Origin of the sequence: Komarekiella delphini-convector SJRDD-AB1, from assembly GCF_014831675.1 — a bacterium.
GTDB lineage: Bacteria > Cyanobacteriota > Cyanobacteriia > Cyanobacteriales > Nostocaceae > Komarekiella.
Genome location: NZ_VJXY01000027.1, coordinates 89342 through 112969, shown reverse-complemented (window position 1 = coordinate 112969; position 23628 = coordinate 89342). Strand labels below are relative to the sequence as shown.

Here is a 23628-nt window from a genome sequence, read left to right as displayed (position 1 = left end):
CGGGGGGAGCAGCGATGAAGGCGATGATGAAGCAGGTGGTGGCTGCTAGTAGGGTGGGGATCATGAGGACGCCGAACCAACCGATGTATAGGCGGTTGTTGGTGCTGGTGATCCACTCACAGAATTTGTCCCATACGTTGGCGCTAGAGCGCTGTTGTAAGGTTGCTGTCATGGTTTTATAAGTGCGTTTGTTGATGAATGAATTAGGTAGGCAAATTTGCTTACCTATGTTTATTACATTAGAACCAAAATTGAGATTTGTAAAGAAATATTACATATATATTGATTATGACAGTGAATTGTTTTTCTTATGAATCGCATCTCTAGACGCGATTCATCAGGTTTTATCAACCAGGGGGCCAGTTTAACTGCCGTCCTCCTAAGATATGCAGGTGTAAGTGAGAAACAGTTTGACCGCCGTCATCACCAGTATTGATAACAACGCGATAACCGTTTTTCAATCCAGCTTCTTCGGCAACCCGTTTAGCAGTTAACAAAAGATGTCCTAACAGAGCATGATCCTGAGATTCGGCATCAGATAGTTTGACAATGGGTTTTTTAGGAATAACTAGGATGTGAATCGGCGCTTGTGGGTGGATGTCTTTGAAGGCCAGCGTTAAATTATCCTCATAAACAATGTCAGCTGGAATTTCTCGCCGAATGATTTTGCTAAAAATCGTGTCTGTGGTTTCACTCATGCCAATTTACCAATTCATCTGCTAGAGATTCTAAAGGTTTAGAGCTGTAGAAGAAATGCTTGCCAGAGTTTGGAGCGCATCAATTGTAGGTATCGATGCCGTTAAAGTGGGTGTGGAAGTCGATATATCAGGGGGACTACCGGGAATTGTTGTCTTGGGACTGCCAGATTCAGCGATTCAAGAATCTAGAGAGAGGGTCAAGGCAACACTGAAAAATGCCGGTTTTGCCTTTCCGATGCGAAAGATTGTGATTAACTTAACTCCAGCTGATTTACGCAAGGAAGGTCCCTGTTTCGATTTACCGATTAGTGTGGGAATTTTGGCGGCTTCTGAGCAAGTTAGTGCTGATTTGTTGGGAGATTATCTATTTTTAGGGGAAGTTTCTTTGGATGGCACTTTACGGCCGGTAGCTGGCGTCCTACCGATCGCAGCTAATGCTCAAAAGATGGGAATTGCAGGTTTAGTTCTTCCTGCTGATAATGCACAAGAAGCAGCAGTGGTGCAAGGATTGGCTGTTTACGGCTGCAAACATCTGTCTGATGTAGTTAATTTTTTAAGTAATCCAGGGCGTTACAAACCTGTGCAGATGGATGTAGAGACGTCACATGTAACGTCTTTACTACATTCCGCAGATTTGCAAGATGTCAAAGGACAAGCTCATGCCCGACGTGCCTTAGAAATTGCTGCTGCTGGTGGGCATAATTTAATTTTTGTGGGGCCACCTGGTAGTGGCAAAACGATGCTAGCACGACGCTTGCCAGGAATTCTGCCACCTTTGTCATTTGCTGAATCTTTAGAAGTGACTCGTATTCACTCGGTAGCTGGTTTATTGAAAAATCGCGGTTCATTGGTACGCGATCGCCCTTTTCGGAGTCCGCATCACTCAGCATCCGGGCCTTCACTGGTTGGTGGTGGTACTTTCCCCCGCCCTGGAGAAATTTCATTATCTCACCGGGGTATTCTTTTTCTGGATGAACTCACGGAATTTAAACGTGATGTGCTGGAATTTCTGCGTCAGCCTTTAGAAGATGGCTACGTCACGATTTCTCGTACCAAACAATCGGTAATGTTTCCCGCCCAGTTTACTTTGGTTGCGAGTACCAATCCTTGTCCTTGCGGTTACTATGGCGATACCATTCAACAATGTACTTGTTCGCCACGACAACGTGAGCAATATTGGGCAAAGCTTTCTGGGCCGTTAATGGATCGAATTGATTTGCAAGTGGCGGTAAATCGCTTGAAACCAGAGGAAATTACCCAACAACCGACAGGAGAAGCATCAACATCAGTGCGTCAACGAGTACAACAAGCACGCGATCGCGCCATTACTCGTTTTCAAGAAGAAGTAAATCTGCGTTGCAACGCCCAAATGCAAAGTCGTCATCTGCAAAAGTGGTGCAAGCTAGATGATGCTAGTCGCAATTTATTAGAAGCAGCAATTAGAAAACTAGGCTTATCCGCAAGAGCTAGCGATCGTGTTCTCAAAGTAGGGCGTACTATTGCAGATTTAGCTGGAGAAGATGAGCTAAAAGCCAATCATGTAGCGGAAGCAATCCAGTATCGCACAATCGATAGAATGCAGTAGTGAAAAGCATAGAATCCGCTAAATTCTTCCTCAAGAAAGCTAGACAAACACCCTTGGGATGATGTCATGAACTAGAAAATCAGTATCCAATATATCAGGAAGTAAGCGACATTCCCTGAGAAGGAGACTGACTGGATGAATTTGCAGGCGATTTGGAAATTGTTACAAGAGACGTTTAAGGAATGGAATGAGGATAAAGCCTCACGGTTAGCGGCAGCATTAGCTTATTACACGATTTTTTCTATTGCGCCGTTGCTGATTATTGTAATTGCGATCGCAGGCGCAGTATTTGGAGAAGAAGCAGCCAGGGGTCAAATCGTCGGACAAATTCAAGGTTTAATTGGTAGAGAGGGGGCAGAGTTTATTGAAGCAGCCATCCAAAATGCTAACAAACCACAAACAGGCGCGATCGCCTCTATCATTAGTTTTTTAGTTCTGATATTGGGTGCTACTGGCTTATTTACCGAGTTGCAAGATTCTCTTAACACAATTTGGGAAGTAAAACCTAAACCTGGACGCGGTATTCTCAACATCTTTCGCCAACGCTTTTTATCATTCGCAATGGTTATAGGTATTGGCTTTTTACTTCTAGTATCACTAGTAATTAGTACAGCATTAACAGCGCTGGTGACATACTTTAGCAACATGATACCTGGTGTCGATTTCATCTGGCAGATAGTCAACTTTATCCTTTCCTTTGCTATAACTACATTGCTGTTCGGGTCAATATTCAAAGTTCTGCCAGATGTCAAAATTACTTGGAGTGATGTTTTAATTGGATCTGTTATTACTTCAATTTTATTCTCTATCGGCAGATTTTTATTAGGGCAATATCTAGGTAATGGTAGTTTTGGCTCAACCTACGGTGCAGCTGGCTCACTGGTGGTGATCTTAGCCTGGGTTAACTACGCCGCGCAGATTCTTTTCTTCGGTGCAGAATTTACTCAAGTGTATGCCAGAAGATACGGAAGTGGCATAGTCCCAAATAAGAATGCCATGCCTCTTTCTGGTAATAATAAACCCAATGATCATAATCAAAAGGTACAGCCCTCTTCTAATAAAAAGCCATCTTCTAGCTTGATTAATCGCTTAATCCGGTATTTTCGCAAACCCAAGCGTTTAAAAGAAAAAAGGAAAAATCAGAGATTTTAATGACTAAATGCTAGATATTTATGTTTACCTAGTTGGTAGATATTCAATGATTTAAAATATTGCAAAATTTAGTTATCTGAGCAAATCACAGATAATCTTATTCCGGATTTTGGCCAAAACTTTATTCAAGAATGAATAAAATAATCACTAATGGAAAAATGGTTGTTTATTGATTGGCAGGCTATCTTTATTCCTAGCATCAGCGTCTTTGAGTTAATTATACGCGGGTCGTTAGTCTACTTGGCGCTGTTCTCAGTGCTACGTATGCTTCCTAGCCGACAACTAGGAACCCTAGGAATTACTGACTTACTCGTAGTTGTACTATTTGCTGAAGCTGCCCAAAACGCAATGGCTAGTAACTATACATCAATTACAGAAGGCGCTATCTTAGTAGGAACTGTGATTTTCTGGAGTTACTTACTTAACTGGTTAGGCTATAAACTTCCCCAGTTTCAGCGTTTCCTTAATCAGCCACCACTGTTGCTAGTAAAAAATGGTCGGATGATTGAGCGCCATCTGCAAAAAGAATTGATCACCGAAGATGAGTTGATGAGCAAGTTACGTCAGCAAGGTGTGGAATTTTTAGCTGAGGTAAAATTCGCATACATGGAAGCTGATGGTAGCATTAGTATCATCACATCTGGTTTAAAAAGTAGTTCTACAGCTGAGCAAAAAGCAGAGTTAAAAAATTGATGTACATTAATTAGACTGTAAAATATGACGGTTGTATTCTGTGCCGAACTGTGATTGAGCGTTATACTTTGCCCGAAATGGGTAATCTGTGGAGTGAAGCCTATAAGCTAAAAACCTGGCTGCAAGTAGAGATTGCTGTTTGTGAAGCTCAGGCTGAACTAGGTTACATTCCATCTCAGGCGGTTGAGGAAATTAAGGCCAAGGCAGATTTTGACCCAAAACGGGTGTTAGAAATTGAGGCTGAAGTCCGCCACGATGTCATTGCTTTCTTGACAAATGTCAATGAATATGTGGGTGAAGCAGGACGCTATATTCATCTAGGTTTAACCAGTTCGGATGTGCTGGATACGGCTTTAGGACTGCAATTGGTTGCCAGTCTGGATGTTTTATTGCAACGCCTAGAAGATTTGATTGAGGCAATTCGCCACAAGGCACAGGAACATCGTCATACGGTGATGACTGGCCGATCGCATGGAATTCACGCTGAACCTATCACCTTTGGTTTTAAGCTGGCTGGATGGTTGGCAGAAGTGTTGCGAAACCAAGAACGCTTGAAAATTCTGCGCGAAACTATTGCGGTGGGTAAGATTTCTGGTGCAGTAGGAACCTATGCCAACGTTGAACCACGTGTAGAAGCGATCGCCTGCCAAAAACTCGGACTCAAACCCGATACGGCCTCAACACAAGTTATCTCCCGCGATCGCCATGCCGACTACGTGCAACAATTAGCCTTAGTCGCGGCATCCATTGAACGCTTTGCTGTAGAAATTCGTAATTTGCAAAAAACAGACGTTTTGGAAGTTGAAGAATTCTTCGCTAAAGGTCAAAAAGGCTCTAGTGCAATGCCACACAAGCGCAACCCCATCCGTTCCGAACGGTTAACGGGAATGGCGCGACTTGTCAGAAGTCATGCCGGTGCAGCTTTAGAAAATGTCGCACTTTGGCATGAGAGGGACATTTCTCACAGTTCTGTAGAACGGGTGATTTTGCCAGATGCTTGCATTCTGACCCACTTTATGTTGGTAGAAATAACCGACTTGGTGAAAAACTTGTTGGTCTATCCTGAGAACATGGAACGAAATCTCAACTGCTACGGTGGCGTCGTGTTCAGCCAGAAAGTGCTACTTGCCTTGATAGACAAGGGAAGCAGCCGCGAACAGGCTTATGCGATCGTCCAAGAAAATGCTCATGCCGCTTGGAACAAGCCAGAAGGCAATTTCCAGGACTTGATTAATAAAGACCCGCGTGTTACCCAAAAGTTGTCCCCAGCAGAAATAGAGTTGTGTTTTGACCCTCAGCAACATTTACGGCATTTAGAAGAGGTTTATAAAAGACTAGGAATTTAAATCAGTAAACAGTGAACAGTAAACACTAAACAGTTGGGGGATTTAAACCCGCCAGATAGTGCCTGCCACTAATCGGCTTTAGGTTATTAGTTTTGAGTTAAAAGTACTCATCCCCTTAGTTGTTCTCCTTAAACCCAATTATGTTTACTGTTTACCGTTTACTGTTAACTGATAAAAGAATACGCAAGTGTTGGTTAAACGATATATGTAAAGTTACTAAAAGTATTTAGTATTGCATTGCTAAATATCTTAATTTGTGCTGTAAAAATTACAAGCAATGGGTAGTATAAATAACAAATCTTGGCTTATTTATTAGCTCTTGGGATGCCTTGATGATTGAAATCCTAGCCACACTTTCTGCTTCTGCGGCAGCAGGAATGAGAATAGGCATACCTCTGCTGATCATTGGACTGTTGCAGGGCAATAACTTTTGGTCGCTTCCAATTTTATCTCATATTTACCCACCAGTTTTGCTGGGCTTTCTTACCAGTTGGTCGTTAGTTGAACTATTTGCTTCAAAAAAGCCAATGTGGCAGAGAGTAGTACAACTGGTTCAATTATTATTATCTCCCTTAGCAGGGGCAATCATGGGATTAGCAGTAGCCTCGGCAACAGCAACGCCAAACTGGCTAATTGCCTGTGTTGGGGGTTTGTTAGCTTTGGTACTCCAGCTAGTTCAAGTTGGTTGGTTTTATCGCTTGCGTGGCTTACCTTTGTGGGCAGTCTTCCTTCAAGATAGCTTGGGCGTTGCTCTAGTACTTTTTGCTTTTGATGCTCCTTGGCAAGGAGGATTAATTGCTTTAATCCTTCTGTGGTTTGCAGTTCGTAGCGCTAAGCAGTGGTATGACTGGTATCACAAAGGTAGGAGACTAGAGACTGGGGACTAGGGGAAAGGAGTCAACAGTCAAAGGTCAAGGATCATCTCTTTTCTCCTCTACTTTGATTCCTTGCTTCTTTCTCAGTCCCTAATACCTAATATCCAATCCCCTACTGCAAGATTCCGATCATGTGCAGCAAACCTTGACCGGTAATCAGCTCGATAATCAAAGCAATAAAACCTAGCATGGCAATCCGACCATTCCAGACTTCAGCGCTAGTAGTCAGACCCCATTCCCAACGCTCTTGGGGGTACATTTTTACCCTTTTCTTCATTTGAGCGGCTTGGGAAAGCTTGAAACTGGGATTTTTCAGCGCATCAATTACTAAATCTGCTAGTGCATTAATGAATACTGGATGGGTGTTAGGAGCAGGTACGCGACGGAAGTTGTGAATTCCTGATTCTTCAGCTACTTCCCGATACTCAATATCAATTTCTTGTAGTGTCTCAATGTGCTCTGAGACAAAACTAATAGGGACGACAACTAAATCTTTTACACCTTGTGCGCCTAATTCTTTGAGCGCGTCCTCGGTATAGGGTTGGAGCCATTCGACTGGCCCGACGCGACTTTGATAAGCCAAGGTGTGGGCATTGGGGCGATTGAGGGTCTGCATAATCAGGGCAGTACATTCCTCAATTTCTTGCTGGTAGGGGTCGCCTGCTTCTTCAACATAGCTCTTGGGAACGCCGTGAGCGCTGAAAAAGATATGAACCTGATCAGGATTAGGAAACTGATCAAGTTCTTGAGCTACGAGTTCCGCCATAGCTTGCAGATAACCTGGTTGTTTGTACCAAGAAGGAATGACGGTGTATTCAATGCGTTGAAGTTTGGGGTCTTCTTGCCAAAGTTTTTCTAAAAGTCGGAAGCTAGAACCACTAGTACTAATGGAAAATTGGGGGTACAGTGGCAGAATCACCAAATGTTCGATGTTATCTTGGGTAAGTTGAGCGATCGCTTCTTCGGTATAGGGATGCCAATAACGCATTCCCACGTAAATATTGGCTTCTTGTCCCAAATCACTTAACTGTTCCTTCAGGGCTTCTCCTTGCGCTTCTGTAATCCTTCGTAGTGGAGAGCCGCCGCCGATTTGCTTATAGTTTTCTTGGGATGTTTTGGTTCGCCGCGAGGCAATGAACCAAGCTAAGGGTTTTTGCAACCAGCGAAATGGTAGGCGAATAATTTCCGGATCGGAAAATAGGTTATACAAAAACGGCCCGACATCCTCTAATTTGTCGGGGCCACCGAGATTGAGTAATAAGACGCCTACACGACCCATAGCAATTGTTTTCCCCAAATCTTATCAGCTTTTTTACTAATGTTAACAATATATCTTTATTAAATAAAGTTAAACGGGGAGGCAAGATACAATGGCAACAGTTCTAAGAGACTGGAGTTACCAATATCAGTGGTTATATGATGTGATCTCAGGTTTAGCAGACTTAATTGTAGGTGGTGAAGCTCGTTTTCGGAAACTAGCTTTACAAGGCTTAACGATTCACTCACATACTCAGATTTTAGATTTATGTTGCGGTAGTGGGCAAGCGACACAATGTTTTGGTGAAATATTCAGATATTTGTGTCCTAGTGGTTGAAAAATTGACTTTTGAACCACCAAGGCATCAAGACACAAAGGTGAAAAGCCCAAAATTTACTAAATTTTTTTAGGATTTTTACCCACCTGAAAAAGCTACTACTTCTGACTCAGCACTTATTTCTCTACACTCCGCATTGCCAACAGCGCCGTTCCATAAGCCGCTTCTGTATAAATCGACGCTACTACAGGAACTTGTAAATGACGTGCCCTAATTGCAGTCCAAGTGTCATTTGCCGCGCCACCCCCAGCTGTATAAACACGGGTCAATTTGTCAGCGCCCATTTTTTGTAATAATTCATACCCGCGTGTCTCTATGCGGGCGATGCTTTCCAGCAAACCATGCAGAAATTTAATCGGATTGTCTGGGCGTGGTTCCAAGCGTGGGGGCAGATTTGGGTTGTTAATCGGAAAGCGATCGCCTACTTTCAACAGTGGATAATAATCTAACTCGCTGGCTTTTGATCCATCAATTTCATGGCTAAGGCTTTCTAACTCAGCATTACTAAAAAATTGCTTGAGCACTGCACCTCCTGTATTAGAAGCACCACCAGCGAGCCACAAATCACCTAGTCGATGACTGTAAATTCCATATCGCGCATCTTCTATGCGAGTATGACTCAAAAGTTTTAGTACCAACGTTGAGCCTAGGGAAGTCACTGCTTCACCAGGCAATATTGCACCACTGGCTAGAAAAGCGGCAATACTATCAGTCGTACCAGCACATACCAGGCAATCATGACGCAAACCAAAATTAGCTGCAATTTCAGGGCGCACTTCACTAATTGGAGTACCAGGAGGTAAAACTTTAGGTAGCTGAATTGATAGTTGCATCTTTTCCAGCCATTCTGGATATTTTAACTGTTCCACGTCATAACCCAGCTTTAAAGCATTGTGGTAGTCGCTAATGCCTAAATACCCATGCAAAAGAAACGCCAGCCAGTCGGCTTGATGTAGAAAATATTTAGCGTTGTTAAAAGAGGGTAATTGCCTCATCCATAAAAGCTTGACAAGGCTGGAGGTGGCGCTCAATACGTTATGATTGGGGGGTGCTACGCTCCTCAACTGCTCTAGCATAGATGAACCCCGCGCATCGTTATACAACAGTGGGGCATCTACAGGCTTACCAACAGCATCGCATACCAACACTGTAGAGGATGTACCATTAATTGCGATCGCCCTAATTTCTCGCCGCAATTCTTTCGGTATTTGTTCTAGAAGCTCAAATAAAGCTTTCTGCCAAGAATCTGGCATGTCACAGATAGGTGAATCCTCGAAGGCGTAACGTACCTCAATCTGGATACAAGCTTCATCGTCAATCACTATACCGCGTGCGCCAGACGTTCCGAAGTCGATACCCAAATACATATCCATGAGTTTGATAAATTTTGCTAATAAAGAATAACTAGTGACTACAGATTAAATAACTGCTTTTGTTGCATCTTGTAACAAGATATTCCACAATCTTGGCAAAACAAGGAAAAGTAGTAAACGAACTGTTCAAAATCTATTCAGTTTAGGAGGTTTCAAACCATGCCTATTTTAGATACTTTGTACCTCGCTCAAGTGTCTTCCATATCAGATACTCAAGTGTACATCGCTTTAGTTGTGGCGCTGATCCCAGGAGTTTTAGCTTGGCGGTTAGCTACAGAACTTTACAAATAACGTCCAATGTAAAACGGTTATAAAACCAATCATCCTGGCAGTACGGGGTGCATCCAGATACTTGTGGCTTTATGTCGTGAGTTATGCTGAAAAACTTGCACGTACGTAGGCCAGGTTCTTTTTAAAATCATGCGCTACGTGTAGCAATTTCCAAAAAATGAAGTAATATGGCTGCTAAATCAAGCAGTAATTAGTGCCAGGGTGCTTTTTACCGTGCTTCCCTTCACTCAAAGAGGCTTTTTTTAGCATCATGAACGCGATTCAACCGTCCAGACCCCCACTAAAACCTATACAAAAACGCCGGGTTGTCCCTCGACCAAAGCGCCACCTTCGTCAACGTTCTTACCAAGTGATGGCACTCGAAGGTACAGCCAAGATAGCGGTTAACCTTGTAATTACAGCAGCAGCGGCGTCTGCTCTAGCACAACTTTTACCTTATCACTGGTTACAGCAAGACAAGTTGCGAGAAATTCAGACTGAAGTCAAGCTGATGGAGGGACGTGTGAATAATTTGCAAGCGCAATTTAGCCGTAACTTTGATCCGCATCAGGCTAAAAGTATTATGCAAGAACAGAGCTACCGTTTCGACCCTAATCAGCGTCGGATTGCTTTTCCTAAAGAGACGACAGAAATTGAATCAACATCATCACCCTAAAGAAAATATTAAATTTTAATTTAAAGTTGTTTAGGTTTTTGTGATTTTGGCTATGTATAACATGAAATAATTTATACGAGTGCTAATAAGCAATAGTTAGTAGCTAATTTTTGAGTAGCTATGCAGGTTTCATTTATTAGCCATGAGCGATACAGCGTCGCTATCTTGCTGAAGTTCAGAATTAATAGGCGCACTTAAGCCGTGTCCGCCAAGCTTGCTTCTCTGTATAAGTGCGGCTCAGACTTATCTCCAATTTAAAATCCAAAATAAAGAATCACTTTTTTGAATCTTGAATGCTTAAAAGAGTTAATCTACGAGTTGGAATGCTGAGGAGATAGTAGTTCGTTGAGCCAATTTTCGAGTTGTAAGTGCAAGCGATAACTAGTAACATCCCTACTGTTGTCAGCGCAGGACAGTTGAGTAAGGGCGCGATGATAATCAGCGATCGCAAAATTCCAGTCACCCCAAAGATGATAAGTCCTACCGCGTTCTGCCCAAATATGAGCTTCTAATTGACCAAAAAGCAGTGCTATCTCAAAATTATCAATAGCCTCTTCGTATTGCCCTAAGTCACGTAAGGTAATACCTCGGTTAATCCAAGCCCGAACATGGCTAGGATTCAAATCTATCGCCTGATCGTAGTCGGCGATTGCTGCTGCTAATTCCCCGCAGGCTGCGTAGTAATTTGCTCGATTATTATAAGCACTAGCTAACTTGGGATTGAGTTGTAGTGCGGTATTGTAGTCACAAAACGCTTTTTGTGTTTCACCACTTTGAAAATAAATCAGTCCGCGGTTGTTATAATCAACAGCATTGTGAGGACGGCGGTGAATTAGTTGGTTTAGGAGGGCGATCGCTTCAGTATAATCTCCTTGTTGAGCTGACTTCAAAGCACAAGAGCGTAAGTAACTGTCTTTTGAAGCAGATTCGCCGCTACTTTTTGCTTCATGTTTTTGAGTATTAGCTGTACTATTTATAACAAATTCATAACGGTCACTTTGCGGGGCACCAGAAGCTAAAAATGAGTGACTATTCATATTATCTCGCCTGATTTGCCTACTCTGTGAAATCAAACTGTAGTTTTTTGATGGTGGTTTTGCCACTCTATTAAACTTATAAAGTATTTATCATTACTTAAAACCTATCTCAATACTGACTTTAAGCTCAAACTAGTGAAGGTCTTTGCCGCACATAAACAATTGATCCTCCAACCTAGTAATAGATACTTCATCCCCAAGTTGAATTCCAGAAATAGCAAATATCAACCTTAAAGACTAGTCAATTAGTAAGAGCGACAACTTGGTAGAATGCCAACAAGCCGTTCATTAGTGATTGCAAAGAGAACACAAAGGCAAGGGAACACGGAGAATGCAAAAACTATCTCTGTGCTTTCCCTAGCCTTCTCAACCACACTAGTTAAACCAAGTTACTAATTTTTCTGATGACAACTACAATTTCTTATCCCAATGCCCCCGATCTAGCCGCTGATGATTATATTGCGATCGGCTTAGCAACATGCTTCGTCAAGGAAGATGGAGAAGTTCATCAAATCGAAGTTATAGAACCTATTCCCTCCGCAGCTTTGGAAGCACTGTTAAAGGGCATTCCTACGTCCTATAAGCTGGCTTTTGCAACAACTTTGGGAGATGTGCTAGACAGCGATACATTGTGCTTACCAGATGGTTTTCCAGAGTCGGCTCAGTTCGGGGAAGAATTTGTATCAAGAGCCTTTGCAGCGGCTCGTACATACAAGCGTCGTGAATCAGCAAAATCTCTGATTCCCTTGGGTACAACCTACACTAAGTTTAAGTATTCTATTGAGCGCAAACGAGTACTAAATGCTGCTAGAGTTGTCACTAAAGAAGACAACATTAAGCAGCATTCCCACACTCACAAAGTTCTTTAGTCGTAAGTAATTATGCTGAAACTATATGGCGGCGCTCGTAGTCGCGCATCAATTGTTCACTGGTATTTAGAGGAACTAGAAGTTCCTTACGAATTTGTCAAGCTCGATATGCAAGCAGGTGAACATCGGCAACCTGAGTATTTGGCAATTAACCCCATTGGTAAAGTTCCAGCAATTGTTGATGGAGACTTTAAACTTTGGGAATCAGGAGCAATTTTGTTGTATCTAGCAGATAAGTATGGTAAGCCAGTTTCGCCAGAGGAGCGGGCTGTATTTTCTCAGTGGGTATTGTTTGCCAATGCTACTCTTGGCCCAGGAATTTTTACCGAAGCAAATCGGGAGCGAGAGATGCCCATTTTATTGACTCCGTTAAATGAAGTTCTTGGGCGGCAACCTTTTGTACTGGGTAATGAATTCACAGTTGCCGATGTGGCAGTGGGGTCTATCTTGAGTTACATTCCCATCATGCTGAAGCTAGACCTCAGTTCTTACCCAGCCGTGTTGAACTATATCCGGCGAATGTCTGAGCGTCCGGCATTTCAAAAGAGTATTGGTGCAAAGGCATAATTAAATCAGTAAACAGTAAACAGTAAACAGTAAACAGTAAACAGTTATCAGTCCTGACGGCGGATGTTGGGGGATTTAAACCCGCTAGATAGCGCATACCACTAATCGACTTTGGGTTATTAGTTTTTAGTTGGAAGTAGTTGCCCCTTTAGTGGTTCTCTTTAAACCCAATTCTGTTGACTGTTGACTGTTGACTGTTAATTGATGGAATTGGTGGGGAAGTGCCCACCGTACAAATTTTTTAACGATAATTTGTAAATTGCAAAGCAACAGGATAGTCTTCTTGCTTTAGCCGCTGGATGACAGTTTGTAAGTCATCTTTATCTTTGGCAGAAACCCGCACAGCATCACCTTGAATTGAGGCTTGTACCTTTTTGAATTCGTCGCGAATCAATTTGGAAATTTGCTTAGCGATTTCCTGGCTGATACCTTTTTTGAGTTTGATTTCTTGACGTACGCGGTTCCCGCTGGCTGATTCAACTTTGCCAAAATCAAAGATTTTTTGGGAGAGATTGCGTTTGGCGGCTTTTTCCCGCAGGATGTTGTGGACAGACTCTAAGGTAAACTCGCTGTCGGTGCTAACATTAATACTTTGTTCAGCTAACTCGACAGTAGTTTGAGTATCTTTGAGGTCGTAACGACCTTTGATATCACGCACAACTTGGTCAACAGCGTTAACCAATTCTTGTCGGTCAAAGTCGCTCACAATGTCAAAGGAATAAGTAGAAGCCATAGCAAATGTTGGATTATTTTAGATGTTGGATTTTGAATAGGGACTAGAAATAGGCGTTAGGAATAATCCCATTCCCCATTCCCCATTCCCCAGTCCCCAATTATCTAGTGGCTTGGATGATGCTCAAAAAGATGAGAGTGCCAGAGCTAAGGGAGCCAATGGCAAACATGAGCGATCGCAAAAGGGGTATATTCACAATATAAAAAATCGAGTATAACAAGCGAGCTGCAACAAAGGCGATCGCAGCCACGGCTGCTGTAGAAGAATTTACACTCGTTACATAAGCCATTAATGCAGCTGCGGCAAAGATCATAAATGCTTCAAAGGAGTTCTGATGTGCCCAAGTAGCTCGTTGAGCGTATGGTGGCAATTTATCAAACATTGCGCGAGGGGCAGAAGTATCATATCCAGTACGCGCACGGGCATAACCTACTACCAAAAATGGTATGTATATCAAAACGGCAGCAGCAGCAATAGAATACAAAAAAATTATCATTAGTTATTAGTCATTAGTTATTAATCACTAGTCATTGTCATTGGTCAAACACATAGACACACCAGCGGCTTCCCGCAGGGTAAGACAAAGCGAAAAGTTTGAACCGAGGCTTTCTCGGATCAAAACTTTTAAAGAGAAGACAAATGACAAATGACTAATCAAAATAAAACAATGTCACCACTTTTCTTTGTTCTTCTGCATCTTGGCAAGTTTGCAACAGAGTACGACTGTCGTGAAATGCAAAGCAGATTAGTTGCTGGCAACGCGAGACAATTTCCTTATTGCACAGGTAACTAGCTTCAGCAAGGGACAGATTATCATTACTAGGATTTTCTACTAGATGCATTACCTGTTCTAGTTGCTGGCGCGATTCCAAAGGCTGGCGTTCCAAGCTTTGGGGTAGGATTACTGTTAACAAATTGGCATCAGCCCGCATTGCTCCCTTGATGGCAGCTGAATTAGTACCGATAGCTCCAGAGGTAATGACCCGATTCCCTGACAAAACAAGGGCATAGGTCATCATTTCAATCAAATTCTGATGCGTAATCGGCACATGGCGAGAACCCAGCAAAGCAATTCGTTTAGAACCTGTTTGCTGGATTGTCGCTAGTTCTTGCGCTAATGTATCGAGGTTAATGAGGTCTATTGACTGGCTCAATGATGAACATAATCAGATTAAACGACCCAGATATTTTACCAAACAGCGTGTAGGTACGAAGCCAATTTGAGTTAAACGATACTACATTTTCTCGATTGTTTCGCTAAGTAACTCGATTGCTTGGTTGCACCAAGCCAGCCAATACGTTTCATAAGTAATGCCATTTAGGAGAGTTAGATAGCGAAATTTTGTGGATTCTGGTAGTTCTTGTGGATTCTGAAAATAACGCTGTTCTAAATCTTTGTAAGTAGACAATTTTTCTTGGTGGGCTTTTTGATGATGCTCTAGCTCCGCCAAGATCATCTGGCTAGGAGCAACATACCCAGCAAAGATTTTAACAAGTAAATCATCTTTAATTGGTGTGGGTTCACAAGGTTGAGCAATCCACTCTTTTAGTTGCTGTACTCCCAAGTCTGTAACCCTGTAGAGCTTTTTATCTGGGCGTGCTGCTTGGAGAATCGTCTCAGAACTGATCCACTCTTGATCTTCTAGCTTCGACAACTCCCGATAAATCTGCTGGTGACTTGCTGACCAGAAAAAGCCTACAGAGCCATCGAATCGCTTTGCTAAATCATACCCACTACATGGAGCTTCAATCAGAGCAGCCAGTATTGCGTGCGCTAAAGCCATAATTTTTAATTCACTACTTGACGTATGCAACTAATTGCATAATATTATTTTGTATGCAACTAATTGCACAATAACTTACAACAGTAAAGAGTTAACAGTATATGTCTCAAGTAATACCAGGACGATTTACCGCCGAGATTGACGAACCTTTTGTTGTGTTTCTCATTGGTATGCGAATCAATAAATTTTTTGCTTTCTCCAAATGGGTTCCTACAGCCAGAGCGATGTCACCCATGCTACGCAGCCTTCAACAGAATCCAGACAAAGGATTTCTAGGGGGAGAAACATTTATCTACTGGCGAGGGGTGGGACTGATTCAATATTGGCGATCGTTCGAGGATTTGGAGCGTTTTGCTAGAAATCCATCAGACCCACATCTAAAAGCTTGGCAAAGGTTTAATCAAGCTATTGGTGTCGATGGCAGTGTCGGTATTTGGCACGAAACTTATTTAATCGAGCCGGGAAGATATAAGGCGATTTATGGAAATATGCCTGTTTTTGGATTAGCTGCTGCAACTAAGCACGTTCCAGCTATGGGGCGGAAAGAGACAGCACGCCGTCGCCTGGGAGGTGACAACGTGCCAGGTGTACCCTCACCACCAACAGAGCCTTCTGGTATCTGAGCATGGATGCTCGCAATTGTTTGAGTTAATTGAGTTAAGGCAAAGCTGCTGCGGGAGTTAAACCGAGTTTAGATAACAGGCGATCAATGTCAAAATGCTCACTCATCAACTGGTGAATGCACTGAACCTTAATCGGTTCGTGGACACGCACTTGACCAAAAGTGCGATCAACGATTTCTACAGTGGTGAGGGTATCGAGGTCAACAGACAAAATGGGGATTTCTAGTTCTTCAGCACGACTGAGAATGAATGGGGGAGGTGGTAGTTGTCCGGTGAGGATCAGGCATTGGGTAGAAGTTTCTAAAGCAGCTTGCTGAATTTCCACCCGATCGCCTCCTGTCACCACTGCCATATTCCGACGTTTACGGAAATACTTGACAGCAGAGTTGACATTCATCGCGCCAATTGCCAGACTTTCGACCATCAAATCCAAGCGATCGTTGCGACACAGAACATCGGCATTTAACTGCTTTACCAGTTCGCCAACGCTGACGCTGCGCAGTAAATCGCTGTTTGGCAACATTGCCAGCACAGGAATACCCTGCTGTTCCAAAAACGGGCGCAAGAGAGTGTCAACAGCTTCTAGTTGTTTGGTGGGGATATCATTGATGACAACACCAATTAAGCGATCGCCCACACGCTGTTTAGCAGATAATAGCGCCTCAACTGAAAGCAGCGATTTGTAACGGGCTACTAAAAGCACAGCAGCATCTAATACCTCAGCTACTTGCAGTAAAGACAAGTCAAACAAATTGCCTTCTGACAAATCGCCAGGCCCCTCTAGCAAGACCAAATCTCCTCGGCACATTTGCAAATATTGTCGAATGAGGGACTGCTGATAATCGGTTTTGTCTTCGCCGTATAAGCGTTTTTGCACATTGGCTTCATTCAAAGCCAACATTGTGGGTGCAATGCGGTTTTCCGGCAGATTGAGACTAGAAGCAATGAACTGGACATCTTCCTCAATTACGCTTCCATCAGATGCATCTAAACAAGTACCTAACGGTTTACCGTAAGCAATGTCCAGTCCTTTTTGCTGTAGCTGATGAGACAAACCCAGAACAGTTGCAGATTTACCGCTGTAAGTCTCGGTTGATCCAATCAGCAAATATTTAGGGGATTTTGGCACACATGCACTCCTAATTTCAAAAGTCAGAAGAACCCAGTTCGGTGTTTACTAATTCTAGTTTGTTCTGACGAAAGCCTTCTGCTCTCATAAAGTGAGGTTTCCTAGGAGCTATTTTCAGTAAGGGAAATATCCAATGTTATTACTGGCATCACCGTGGTCTTTGATGCCAACCGAGAGTAAAATCGAACTTTCATTGATCAACAAAGCGATCGCTTCAGAATTTCCCAATGTTTAAGCCACCATACCTATATGGGCAGCAACGATGTGCCAAGTTCCGCTCGAAGAGACAGCCCAAACTCGTGTGAAACGAAAGTCACCATTTGCAGGGCTGCCATTATAATTACCAGACAATTGCATTCGGACTGAAACGATCGCCACCTCTCCATGTATTTGAATATGCTGCTCAGAAGGTTTCAACTCGTGTATTTTAATCAAACCAGATTCATGAGCGGCTAGATCATCTTGTTTTCCTAATAATTTTCCAAGATGATTGGTGAAGATAACTTCGGGGGCTAGTAGTTCATTCAAAACGTTTACATTAGAAGCAAGCATTGCCTGCCTAAGCCGTTCTTCGACGTTGATAATCTGAGTTTCAACTGTTGCAGTCATGGTGTTTCTTTCCTGAATATCAACAAACTTGCCTTGCGCTCTCACCCCGACCGAGGACTCGCAGTATAACTATTAAATCTGCTAAACCTTAAAGTAATGTATTTATAGCTGTTTATTACTCTTTGTTCTGTAGATGCTTTATTACAATTTTTTAACAAACTAAGTCCAGCAGCAAACACCATACACCAAAAAAACTTTTGAGTTCTTCCATAACTACTTAAAAAAGTAATCTTGTATTACTTTTTTAAATAATGATAAATCACAGGAATTAAAGTTCGTTGAGAGGTTACAGATTACAGATGTTCGGAAATAATCTGTTCTCTATAACCTGTATCCTATTCTCTTATTCTTCTATACGCAGTAGTTTGCGATAAAACCCTTGTGAAAAATCAGTTATGCGATGGCGCTTATAATTGTCCATAAGTTCAATTAAAAAATTAATAAACTCGAAACTAGCCATCATCAGTTCGTAATTTAGGTCAGCATTACCATCAAACTGAACTCGGCAACGCGTTAAGTCTGACGGTAGAGTAGCAACATTCCAGGTAGCAACAAAGGGAATATGCTCACTGGCTTCTATTTTTCGATGCCCTTCCAACACACCTTTTTGATAAAGACTGATGGCATAAGGTAAGAAATTGCGCCTAGCGCCCTGAATGTAAGGTAAGTAGACACTAGCTTGTTGTTGAGTAGCTGGCTGGATTTGCTCTATAGACATTGTTGAATATTCCTCAAGTTATTTGACAACTGGGGATATTAGTAGTTTTCAATAGTGTTCCCAAAAAATGTGTATTTGCACACAGCAGGTGGGGAGGAGCGGGGGAGTAGGGGAAGCAGGGGGAGCAGGGGAAGCAGAGGGGGCAGGGGATAGAGAATATTTAATGAATTCTGTCTCCTGTATCCAATGACCAATGATTAATTACTGAAGTTACTACTAAGAAATGTGAAAATGTCGGTTACAATAAGGCTGCATTGGCTTTTATCGAAGCTAGGGGCAATGACGCTAAAAACCTTGCTGAAAAGCAATAAGTGTTGTTATTGCCGTATATGTCAACGACAAGCTACTGCTACCTTGCTATAACTTTGCCTATCCCAGAGTTCCTAATTAATGGGCGACTCTATAAGTTTTCTCGTGATTTTAGGAGGTAAACAATTATCACCAATCTCACGAAAGGTTAAAAGTTTGTGAAGGTTGCAAAATTTGGTGTTGGATAATTTATAGCTTCTTTATGGGTGTAGACTAATACTGCTTTTTGCATCAAGTAACCTATGCCAGCGAATTCCTGGCCCGAAAAAGATTCTTATAAAGAGCTTGATCCGCTCAACTCCTTGTTGTCTGACCTATCAGTAGATGAGGAGTCAATGATAGAGACAGATACCGTGTCTCTAACATCCCGGTTTCAAGGTCGTAGACGTAAAGCCGCTCTAGTTTTGACAATCGTCTGGAGTGGCACGATCGCATTGCATTTAGCTTCTTGGGGTTCTATATTTATCTTGGGATTGACCACCATCTTAGGACTTCATGCCTTGGTGGTAGTGTTTACCAGACCTCGCCACTATCCTAAAGAAATGCAAGGAGATTTGCCTTATGTTTCTTTATTAGTGGCAGCAAAAAATGAGGAAGCGGTAATTGCTAAATTAGTCAAAAATCTCTGTAGTCTGGAATATCCAGATGGGCAGTACGAAGTATGGATAATTGATGATCAAAGTACCGACAGCACGCCACAGTTACTAGCAGAACTGGAGCAGCAATACGACCAACTGAAGGTACTTAGGCGCTCAGCCGAAGCAAGTGGCGGCAAGTCGGGGGCGTTGAATCAGGTACTCCCCCAGACAAAAGGCGACATTATAGCAGTGTTTGATGCTGATGCCCAAGTGACGCCAGATTTATTACTACAAGTAATACCTTTATTTCAAAGAGAAAAGGTGGGGGCGGTGCAGGTGCGAAAAGCGATCGCCAACGCCAAAGAAAATTTTTGGACTAAGGGTCAAATGGCAGAAATGGCACTTGATACCTGGTTTCAACAACAGCGGACTGCCCTTGGTGGAATCGGTGAACTACGGGGTAACGGTCAATTTGTCAGACGCTCAGCTTTAGATAGTTGCGGTGGTTGGAATGAGGAAACCATCACCGATGATTTAGATTTGACAATCCGCTTACATTTGGAGAAATGGGATATTGAATGTGTGTTCTACCCAGCGGTGCAAGAAGAAGGAGTGACGACGGCGATCGCACTTTGGCATCAGCGTAACCGTTGGGCAGAAGGCGGATATCAGCGCTATTTGGATTACTGGGGTTTGATTCTCAAAAACCGTATGGGAGGGCGCAAAACCTGGGATCTACTGATGTTTATGCTGATTATGTATATCTTGCCTACAGCAACAGTACCAGATTTATTAATGGCGATCGCCCGGCATCGTCCCCCAATGCTCACTCCCGTAACTGGCTTGTCAGTCACTATGTCAATGGTCGGGATGTATACAGGTTTGAAGCGGATACGTCAAGATCAGAAATTCCAGGTTTACACATACTTACTTTTGTTGCTTCAGACACTACGTGGCAATTTATATATGTTGCACTGGTTATTGGTTATGAGCAGTACCACAGCCAGAATGTCGGTAAGACCAAAGCGGTTGAAATGGGTGAAAACTGTGCATACGGGGACTGGGAATTAGGGGCTGGGGACTGGCGACTGGCGACTGGGGACTGGGTAAATCTTGCCAATACTTACATCCTCAATACTCAATCCCTGTTACTCGTCATCAAATTCTGATTCCTCTGCCCACTCAGGGGTAGTCATGGAGTCAGAAAACTCTGTGGTATCTTCTGTGAAGCGGATCACTTGTCCGTTGAAAAATTCTGCTAAGCGTTGAGCTGCGATCGCTACTTCGTCAGGTTCCCAATTGGCAGGGGGTGTTTGGGGTTGCGCTGGCGGCAAAGTTTTTATTGCACTTCCACCATTTGTCGCCATCGGCTCAGTTATTGTTGATGCTTGCTTGGCTGGTTGCGGTACTGGTGCTGGAGGCGGGATTTGACTCTTGTAACTGGGAGTAGGTGGTTGCTGAACACGAGTAGAGTCTTTTGGTGGAGGCTCTTTTCTGTCTAAGGTAGAGGTCGAAGAAATTCCTTTTTCCAGATTTACCTTGACTTCATGTTGGAAAGTCTGCTGAAAAGCCGCCACAATCATCGGTAGATCAGATTTAACTTTTTCATACCATACTTGTTTAATCGCAATACAAGCTACAGCACCATCAAACTCAATAAGATGGCACATTTGACGTAGCAGTTCTCGCCTTGAGATTGGCTGGAGATTATTAAGCACCTGTTGCCAAACTTGAGTTAAGTCATATTGTGATGTCTCAACCACTTCTGAGGTTACTGGTTCAATTCTTGCAGGTGGCGGCGGAACAGATACAGGTTCTAGACTTTGTGGTGATGAGTTAGCAGCATTGTGATTTGTTTGCGGCTCATCTGGAAGAGATAAAGTTACAGGGTGATTGTGGGCAACTGCTAGATGATGGTTGAGGGATGCAGAATTGGGATTTGTTTGCGGCTCATTTAAAGGTAAAGAAGAGACTGGGTGATTTTTAGCAACTGCTGGAGGATGTGAAGATACAGCAGGTGTATTAACTCGCGGTGAGATACTTGGAGCTTGTGGCTGAATATTCGTTGCACTGGGTAACAATCCGAGTAATGTTACCTCCAACCATAAACGTGGCTGGGTAGTATTTTTAATTTGTACTTCAGCTGTTCTGAGGTGTTGCTGTCCCGCCAAAATTGTACTCATGTCCAATTTTTGGGCAAACTCAACTAGCGCTGTCCAGGTTTGGCGAGTGCAAGTAACTAAATCGTGACGGTTAGGTGCAGTTTGAGCAATCAGTAAATCGCGGTAGAATGTGGCGAGATTTTGAAGAATAGTTAACGGTTCTCGACCAAGATCTAGGATTTTGCGGGTGCAGTCCAGAACGGCTTCTGGATTATTTTGAGCGATCGCATCTAAAAGTGCTAGTAAGTCACGTTCGCTTACCGTACCGACTAAATCCCAAACTCGGTCTGGTGTCACCTCACCCGATAACAAAGCTAATTGATCGAGTAGACTTTCAGCATCGCGCAATCCTCCCTGAGCAATTTGGGCTACCAAGGTAACAGCGTCAGGCGAAATAGTAATGTTTTCTTTAAGGGCGATGGTGCTTAAATGTCTCACCATCGCCTCTAATTGAATGCGTCTAAAATCAAACCGCTGACAACGCGAAATAATAGTTGGTAAAACTCGCTGTGGATCAGTTGTTGCCAAGACAAAAACTACATGTTTCGGTGGTTCTTCTAGTGTTTTTAGTAGCGCATTGAACGCCTGAGTACTGAGCATGTGGCATTCATCCACTACATAAACTTTGTAGCGACACTGCACAGGAGCAAACTGCGCCTTTTCAATCAGTTCGCGGATATTATCGACACCAGTGTTACTAGCGGCATCAATTTCAATGACATCTAGGGAGTAACCCTTGGTGATTCCCTGACAAACATCACACACGCCGCAGGGTTCAGCAGTGGGCTTGTCACTTTTCAAACAATTGAGAGATTTGGCAAGAATGCGGGCGCTAGAAGTTTTCCCTGTACCTCTTGGGCCAGTGAACAAATAAGCAGGGGCGATTTTAGCTGTACGAATTGCGTTGGTGAGGGTGGTAGCGATCGCTTCTTGGCCCACCAGTTCAGCAAAACTCTTGGGGCGATACTTGTGGTGCAGGGGTTCGTAAGACATGGAGAAATGGACTTCAATGCCTTTTAACGTTGATTAGTAGCACCGAGTCGAGTTTGGTATTTAACTATTTTAACTAATTCCATCAGAAGTCTGCCGCTATAAATATACTCAGTTGGCGCTGCTTTGTAGATGTTGTCATACTCTAGAAGAGATCAGGAAATTCCCGTCTACACATTTTATTGATGGGAGTAAGGTTATGATACATTGCGATCGCTACAATCTTAGGGTAAGCAATACTCAATGGTGCAGCAAATGCTCAGGCGGCTAGTTCAGTGGCTCAAAAGACTTTTTCAACGCTTGTTTGGTAAAAAACAGACTGCCTCGAAAGTTAGGATGGATGTGCAAAAACAACCAGCACCACCTCTAACTGATACAGATTTGGAATTTCTCTTCAATGAACTTCTACAAGGAGTACATCAGGCAAGAGGGCAAGCGTGGGCACTGAAGTGGCTGCATAATATTGAACATCGCATTCCAACTGAACGCTGGGTCGAGTGGTTACGGCGCTTTGGTGAAAGATTGCTAGCATCACCAACACCTAATAATGAGATAGCTGCGCGGTTGGTGCAACTGGGCGAGTTGGGTATCGGCGAAATCGGAGACGTTGCTTATGATATTGGGATGCAAATGCTGACGCGTAATCAAAGCGAACCAATTTGGGAATACGAAGGCCCGGATCATCTCAGTATGATGCCGCTTGAAGAAACCTCCCCAGTAGTCACAGAAATAAATGGCACAGAAAACCCCCCGGAGGAAGAATACCAAAGCGTCACCCTAGAAGAGTTATTTTTGATGTTGCAGCAAGATGAGAACTTACGCCAGCAGATGGCCCAACAACTGGCAATTGAGACAGATGATCCACAAATTATTGTCGATGCATTGTTGAATCAGTTTTATACTGCTGGTCAATCAAATACAGAGCAAACAGAAACTTGACCAAATCAGTTAACAGTCAACAGTCAACAGTCAACAGTCAACAGTCAACAGTCATCAGTCAACAGTCATCAGTCAACAGTCAACAGTCAACAGTCAACAGTCAACAGTCAACAGTCATCAGTCATCAGTCAACAGCAGTATTTCTTTTTCCCTTGTTCTCCTACTCCCCCTACTCCAAGGCGACTACTAGTTAAGTTTTGTGTATTTTTTGCTAGTTATGATGACAGCGTTGTCCATATATAGTGGGTTTTTACGTAATTCATGATTTTTTTAACACAACGATGGCTACAATCTAGGAGAAACAAAATCCAAGAGTGC

Annotated in this window: 25 protein-coding genes and 2 pseudogenes; 14 read left to right on the top strand and 13 right to left on the bottom strand. The window is 43.0% G+C overall.

The window, feature by feature from the left end; genetic code table 11:
• Together FNW02_RS22620 and FNW02_RS22615 are read right to left on the bottom strand one after the other, a co-directional pair.
• Positions 1 to 172, bottom strand: a pseudogene (locus FNW02_RS22620) (photosystem II q(b) protein); the annotation flags it as partial.
• Between the two features lie 175 nt (positions 173 to 347).
• Positions 348 to 698, bottom strand: coding sequence for a histidine triad nucleotide-binding protein (locus FNW02_RS22615; protein ID WP_191759734.1), 351 nt, complete (start codon positions 696 to 698; stop codon positions 348 to 350).
• Positions 699 to 753: 55 nt separating this feature from the next.
• Here FNW02_RS22615 and FNW02_RS22610 point away from each other — a divergent pair, with 55 nt between their 5' ends.
• The 5 genes from FNW02_RS22610 (at position 754) to FNW02_RS22590 (ending at position 6361) form a co-directional block, all read left to right on the top strand.
• A complete protein-coding gene (locus tag FNW02_RS22610) occupies positions 754 to 2283 on the top strand; it encodes a YifB family Mg chelatase-like AAA ATPase (RefSeq protein WP_191759733.1) in 1530 nt (509 codons plus the stop codon).
• 135 nt (positions 2284 to 2418) lie between these two features.
• Complete coding sequence (locus FNW02_RS22605) at positions 2419 to 3435, top strand: YihY/virulence factor BrkB family protein (protein ID WP_191759732.1); 1017 nt, start codon at positions 2419 to 2421, stop codon at positions 3433 to 3435.
• Positions 3436 to 3585: 150 nt separating this feature from the next.
• Positions 3586 to 4128: a DUF421 domain-containing protein gene (locus tag FNW02_RS22600; protein WP_191759731.1), complete on the top strand. Its 543-nt coding sequence runs from the start codon at positions 3586 to 3588 to the stop codon at positions 4126 to 4128.
• Positions 4129 to 4178: 50 nt separating this feature from the next.
• The gene (purB, locus tag FNW02_RS22595) at positions 4179 to 5474 is read left to right on the top strand and encodes an adenylosuccinate lyase (RefSeq protein WP_191759730.1); all 1296 of its coding nucleotides are present in this window, start codon (positions 4179 to 4181) and stop codon (positions 5472 to 5474) included.
• A gap of 332 nt (positions 5475 to 5806) precedes the next feature.
• Positions 5807 to 6361: a DUF4126 domain-containing protein gene (locus tag FNW02_RS22590; RefSeq protein WP_191759729.1), complete on the top strand. Its 555-nt coding sequence runs from the start codon at positions 5807 to 5809 to the stop codon at positions 6359 to 6361.
• 100 nt (positions 6362 to 6461) lie between these two features.
• Here the strand turns inward: FNW02_RS22590 and hemH are convergent, their stop codons facing one another.
• Positions 6462 to 7628, bottom strand: a complete 1167-nt coding sequence (gene hemH, locus FNW02_RS22585; protein WP_191759728.1) for a ferrochelatase — start codon at positions 7626 to 7628, stop codon at positions 6462 to 6464.
• Positions 7629 to 7719: 91 nt separating this feature from the next.
• On the opposite strand from hemH, the pseudogene FNW02_RS22580 reads away from it, so the two are divergent.
• Positions 7720 to 7902 (top strand): annotated as a pseudogene (locus FNW02_RS22580) (SAM-dependent methyltransferase); the annotation flags it as partial.
• Between the two features lie 158 nt (positions 7903 to 8060).
• Here the strand turns inward: FNW02_RS22580 and FNW02_RS22575 are convergent.
• The gene (locus tag FNW02_RS22575) at positions 8061 to 9317 is read right to left on the bottom strand and encodes an FGGY-family carbohydrate kinase (RefSeq protein ID WP_191759727.1); all 1257 of its coding nucleotides are present in this window, start codon (positions 9315 to 9317) and stop codon (positions 8061 to 8063) included.
• Between the two features lie 159 nt (positions 9318 to 9476).
• Between FNW02_RS22575 and psaM the strand changes: the two genes are divergently transcribed.
• Together psaM and FNW02_RS22565 are read left to right on the top strand one after the other, a co-directional pair.
• Entirely contained in the window at positions 9477 to 9608 is a 132-nt protein-coding gene (gene psaM / locus FNW02_RS22570; protein WP_096538979.1) for a photosystem I reaction center subunit XII, read from the top strand.
• 250 nt (positions 9609 to 9858) lie between these two features.
• On the top strand, positions 9859 to 10263 hold the full coding sequence (locus FNW02_RS22565; protein ID WP_191759726.1) for a slr1601 family putative cell division protein: 405 nt from the start codon (positions 9859 to 9861) through the stop codon (positions 10261 to 10263).
• A 311-nt stretch (positions 10264 to 10574) separates the two neighbouring features.
• Here FNW02_RS22565 and FNW02_RS22560 read toward each other — a convergent pair whose 3' ends face one another.
• Positions 10575 to 11300: a tetratricopeptide repeat protein gene (locus FNW02_RS22560; protein WP_191759725.1), complete on the bottom strand. Its 726-nt coding sequence runs from the start codon at positions 11298 to 11300 to the stop codon at positions 10575 to 10577.
• Between the two features lie 404 nt (positions 11301 to 11704).
• On the opposite strand from FNW02_RS22560, the gene FNW02_RS22555 reads away from it, so the two are divergent.
• The gene (locus tag FNW02_RS22555; protein ID WP_191759724.1) at positions 11705 to 12169 is read left to right on the top strand and encodes a hypothetical protein; all 465 of its coding nucleotides are present in this window, start codon (positions 11705 to 11707) and stop codon (positions 12167 to 12169) included.
• Between the two features lie 12 nt (positions 12170 to 12181).
• Positions 12182 to 12736: a glutathione S-transferase family protein gene (locus FNW02_RS22550; protein WP_191759723.1), complete on the top strand. Its 555-nt coding sequence runs from the start codon at positions 12182 to 12184 to the stop codon at positions 12734 to 12736.
• A 241-nt stretch (positions 12737 to 12977) separates the two neighbouring features.
• On the opposite strand, the gene FNW02_RS22545 is transcribed toward FNW02_RS22550, so the two are convergent.
• The 4 genes from FNW02_RS22545 to FNW02_RS22530 form a co-directional block, all read right to left on the bottom strand.
• A complete protein-coding gene (locus FNW02_RS22545) occupies positions 12978 to 13469 on the bottom strand; it encodes a YajQ family cyclic di-GMP-binding protein (protein WP_191759722.1) in 492 nt (163 codons plus the stop codon).
• A 100-nt stretch (positions 13470 to 13569) separates the two neighbouring features.
• Complete coding sequence (locus tag FNW02_RS22540) at positions 13570 to 13965, bottom strand: MAPEG family protein (protein WP_191759721.1); 396 nt, start codon at positions 13963 to 13965, stop codon at positions 13570 to 13572.
• Between the two features lie 154 nt (positions 13966 to 14119).
• A complete protein-coding gene (locus FNW02_RS22535; protein WP_162393974.1) occupies positions 14120 to 14623 on the bottom strand; it encodes a DNA recombination-mediator protein A in 504 nt (167 codons plus the stop codon).
• Positions 14624 to 14704: 81 nt separating this feature from the next.
• On the bottom strand, positions 14705 to 15253 hold the full coding sequence (locus FNW02_RS22530; RefSeq protein WP_191759720.1) for a PadR family transcriptional regulator: 549 nt from the start codon (positions 15251 to 15253) through the stop codon (positions 14705 to 14707).
• 101 nt (positions 15254 to 15354) lie between these two features.
• Between FNW02_RS22530 and FNW02_RS22525 the strand changes: the two genes are divergently transcribed.
• A complete protein-coding gene (locus tag FNW02_RS22525) occupies positions 15355 to 15876 on the top strand; it encodes a DUF4188 domain-containing protein (RefSeq protein WP_191759719.1) in 522 nt (173 codons plus the stop codon).
• Between the two features lie 34 nt (positions 15877 to 15910).
• On the opposite strand, the gene FNW02_RS22520 is transcribed toward FNW02_RS22525, so the two are convergent.
• The 3 genes from FNW02_RS22520 to ebsA all read right to left on the bottom strand — a co-directional run bounded on the left by FNW02_RS22520 (position 15911) and on the right by ebsA (position 18332).
• Positions 15911 to 17005 carry a DRTGG domain-containing protein gene (locus tag FNW02_RS22520; protein ID WP_191759718.1) on the bottom strand — a complete coding sequence of 365 codons (1095 nt, stop codon included), beginning with the start codon at positions 17003 to 17005 and terminating at the stop codon, positions 15911 to 15913.
• A 231-nt stretch (positions 17006 to 17236) separates the two neighbouring features.
• On the bottom strand, positions 17237 to 17614 hold the full coding sequence (locus tag FNW02_RS22515; protein WP_191759717.1) for a nuclear transport factor 2 family protein: 378 nt from the start codon (positions 17612 to 17614) through the stop codon (positions 17237 to 17239).
• 343 nt (positions 17615 to 17957) lie between these two features.
• Positions 17958 to 18332 (bottom strand): type IV pilus biogenesis protein EbsA, encoded by a 375-nt coding sequence (ebsA, locus tag FNW02_RS22510; RefSeq protein ID WP_191759716.1) that lies wholly within the window; start codon positions 18330 to 18332, stop codon positions 17958 to 17960.
• A 551-nt stretch (positions 18333 to 18883) separates the two neighbouring features.
• Between ebsA and FNW02_RS22505 the strand changes: the two genes are divergently transcribed.
• Positions 18884 to 20290: a glycosyltransferase family 2 protein gene (locus FNW02_RS22505; RefSeq protein ID WP_191759715.1), complete on the top strand. Its 1407-nt coding sequence runs from the start codon at positions 18884 to 18886 to the stop codon at positions 20288 to 20290.
• Positions 20291 to 20367: 77 nt separating this feature from the next.
• On the opposite strand, the gene FNW02_RS22500 is transcribed toward FNW02_RS22505, so the two are convergent.
• Complete coding sequence (locus FNW02_RS22500; RefSeq protein WP_191759714.1) at positions 20368 to 22374, bottom strand: DNA polymerase III subunit gamma/tau; 2007 nt, start codon at positions 22372 to 22374, stop codon at positions 20368 to 20370.
• A gap of 252 nt (positions 22375 to 22626) precedes the next feature.
• On the opposite strand from FNW02_RS22500, the gene FNW02_RS22495 reads away from it, so the two are divergent.
• On the top strand, positions 22627 to 23310 hold the full coding sequence (locus FNW02_RS22495) for a hypothetical protein (RefSeq protein ID WP_191759713.1): 684 nt from the start codon (positions 22627 to 22629) through the stop codon (positions 23308 to 23310).
• A complete protein-coding gene (locus FNW02_RS22490; protein ID WP_191759712.1) occupies positions 23307 to 23504 on the top strand; it encodes a hypothetical protein in 198 nt (65 codons plus the stop codon). The genes FNW02_RS22495 and FNW02_RS22490 overlap by 4 nt, the downstream gene beginning before the upstream one ends.
• Positions 23505 to 23628: the final 124 nt, after the last annotated feature.

Coding starts and splice junctions, on each gene's coding strand:
- psaM (WP_096538979.1), top strand. CDS start 9,477: ATGCCTATTTTAGATACTTTGTACCTCGCTCAAGTGTCTTCCATATCA.
- FNW02_RS22545 (WP_191759722.1), bottom strand. CDS start 13,469: ATGGCTTCTACTTATTCCTTTGACATTGTGAGCGACTTTGACCGACAA.
- FNW02_RS22555 (WP_191759724.1), top strand. CDS start 11,705: ATGACAACTACAATTTCTTATCCCAATGCCCCCGATCTAGCCGCTGAT.
- FNW02_RS22575 (WP_191759727.1), bottom strand. CDS start 9,317: ATGGATATGTATTTGGGTATCGACTTCGGAACGTCTGGCGCACGCGGT.
- FNW02_RS22505 (WP_191759715.1), top strand. CDS start 18,884: ATGCCAGCGAATTCCTGGCCCGAAAAAGATTCTTATAAAGAGCTTGAT.
- FNW02_RS22525 (WP_191759719.1), top strand. CDS start 15,355: ATGTCTCAAGTAATACCAGGACGATTTACCGCCGAGATTGACGAACCT.
- FNW02_RS22610 (WP_191759733.1), top strand. CDS start 754: ATGCTTGCCAGAGTTTGGAGCGCATCAATTGTAGGTATCGATGCCGTT.
- FNW02_RS22615 (WP_191759734.1), bottom strand. CDS start 698: ATGAGTGAAACCACAGACACGATTTTTAGCAAAATCATTCGGCGAGAA.
- FNW02_RS22530 (WP_191759720.1), bottom strand. CDS start 15,253: ATGGCTTTAGCGCACGCAATACTGGCTGCTCTGATTGAAGCTCCATGT.
- FNW02_RS22605 (WP_191759732.1), top strand. CDS start 2,419: ATGAATTTGCAGGCGATTTGGAAATTGTTACAAGAGACGTTTAAGGAA.
- FNW02_RS22590 (WP_191759729.1), top strand. CDS start 5,807: ATGATTGAAATCCTAGCCACACTTTCTGCTTCTGCGGCAGCAGGAATG.
- FNW02_RS22515 (WP_191759717.1), bottom strand. CDS start 17,614: ATGACTGCAACAGTTGAAACTCAGATTATCAACGTCGAAGAACGGCTT.
- FNW02_RS22500 (WP_191759714.1), bottom strand. CDS start 22,374: ATGTCTTACGAACCCCTGCACCACAAGTATCGCCCCAAGAGTTTTGCT.
- hemH (WP_191759728.1), bottom strand. CDS start 7,628: ATGGGTCGTGTAGGCGTCTTATTACTCAATCTCGGTGGCCCCGACAAA.
- FNW02_RS22560 (WP_191759725.1), bottom strand. CDS start 11,300: ATGAATAGTCACTCATTTTTAGCTTCTGGTGCCCCGCAAAGTGACCGT.
- ebsA (WP_191759716.1), bottom strand. CDS start 18,332: ATGTCTATAGAGCAAATCCAGCCAGCTACTCAACAACAAGCTAGTGTC.
- FNW02_RS22600 (WP_191759731.1), top strand. CDS start 3,586: ATGGAAAAATGGTTGTTTATTGATTGGCAGGCTATCTTTATTCCTAGC.
- FNW02_RS22495 (WP_191759713.1), top strand. CDS start 22,627: ATGCTCAGGCGGCTAGTTCAGTGGCTCAAAAGACTTTTTCAACGCTTG.
- FNW02_RS22540 (WP_191759721.1), bottom strand. CDS start 13,965: ATGATAATTTTTTTGTATTCTATTGCTGCTGCTGCCGTTTTGATATAC.
- FNW02_RS22550 (WP_191759723.1), top strand. CDS start 12,182: ATGCTGAAACTATATGGCGGCGCTCGTAGTCGCGCATCAATTGTTCAC.
- FNW02_RS22565 (WP_191759726.1), top strand. CDS start 9,859: ATGAACGCGATTCAACCGTCCAGACCCCCACTAAAACCTATACAAAAA.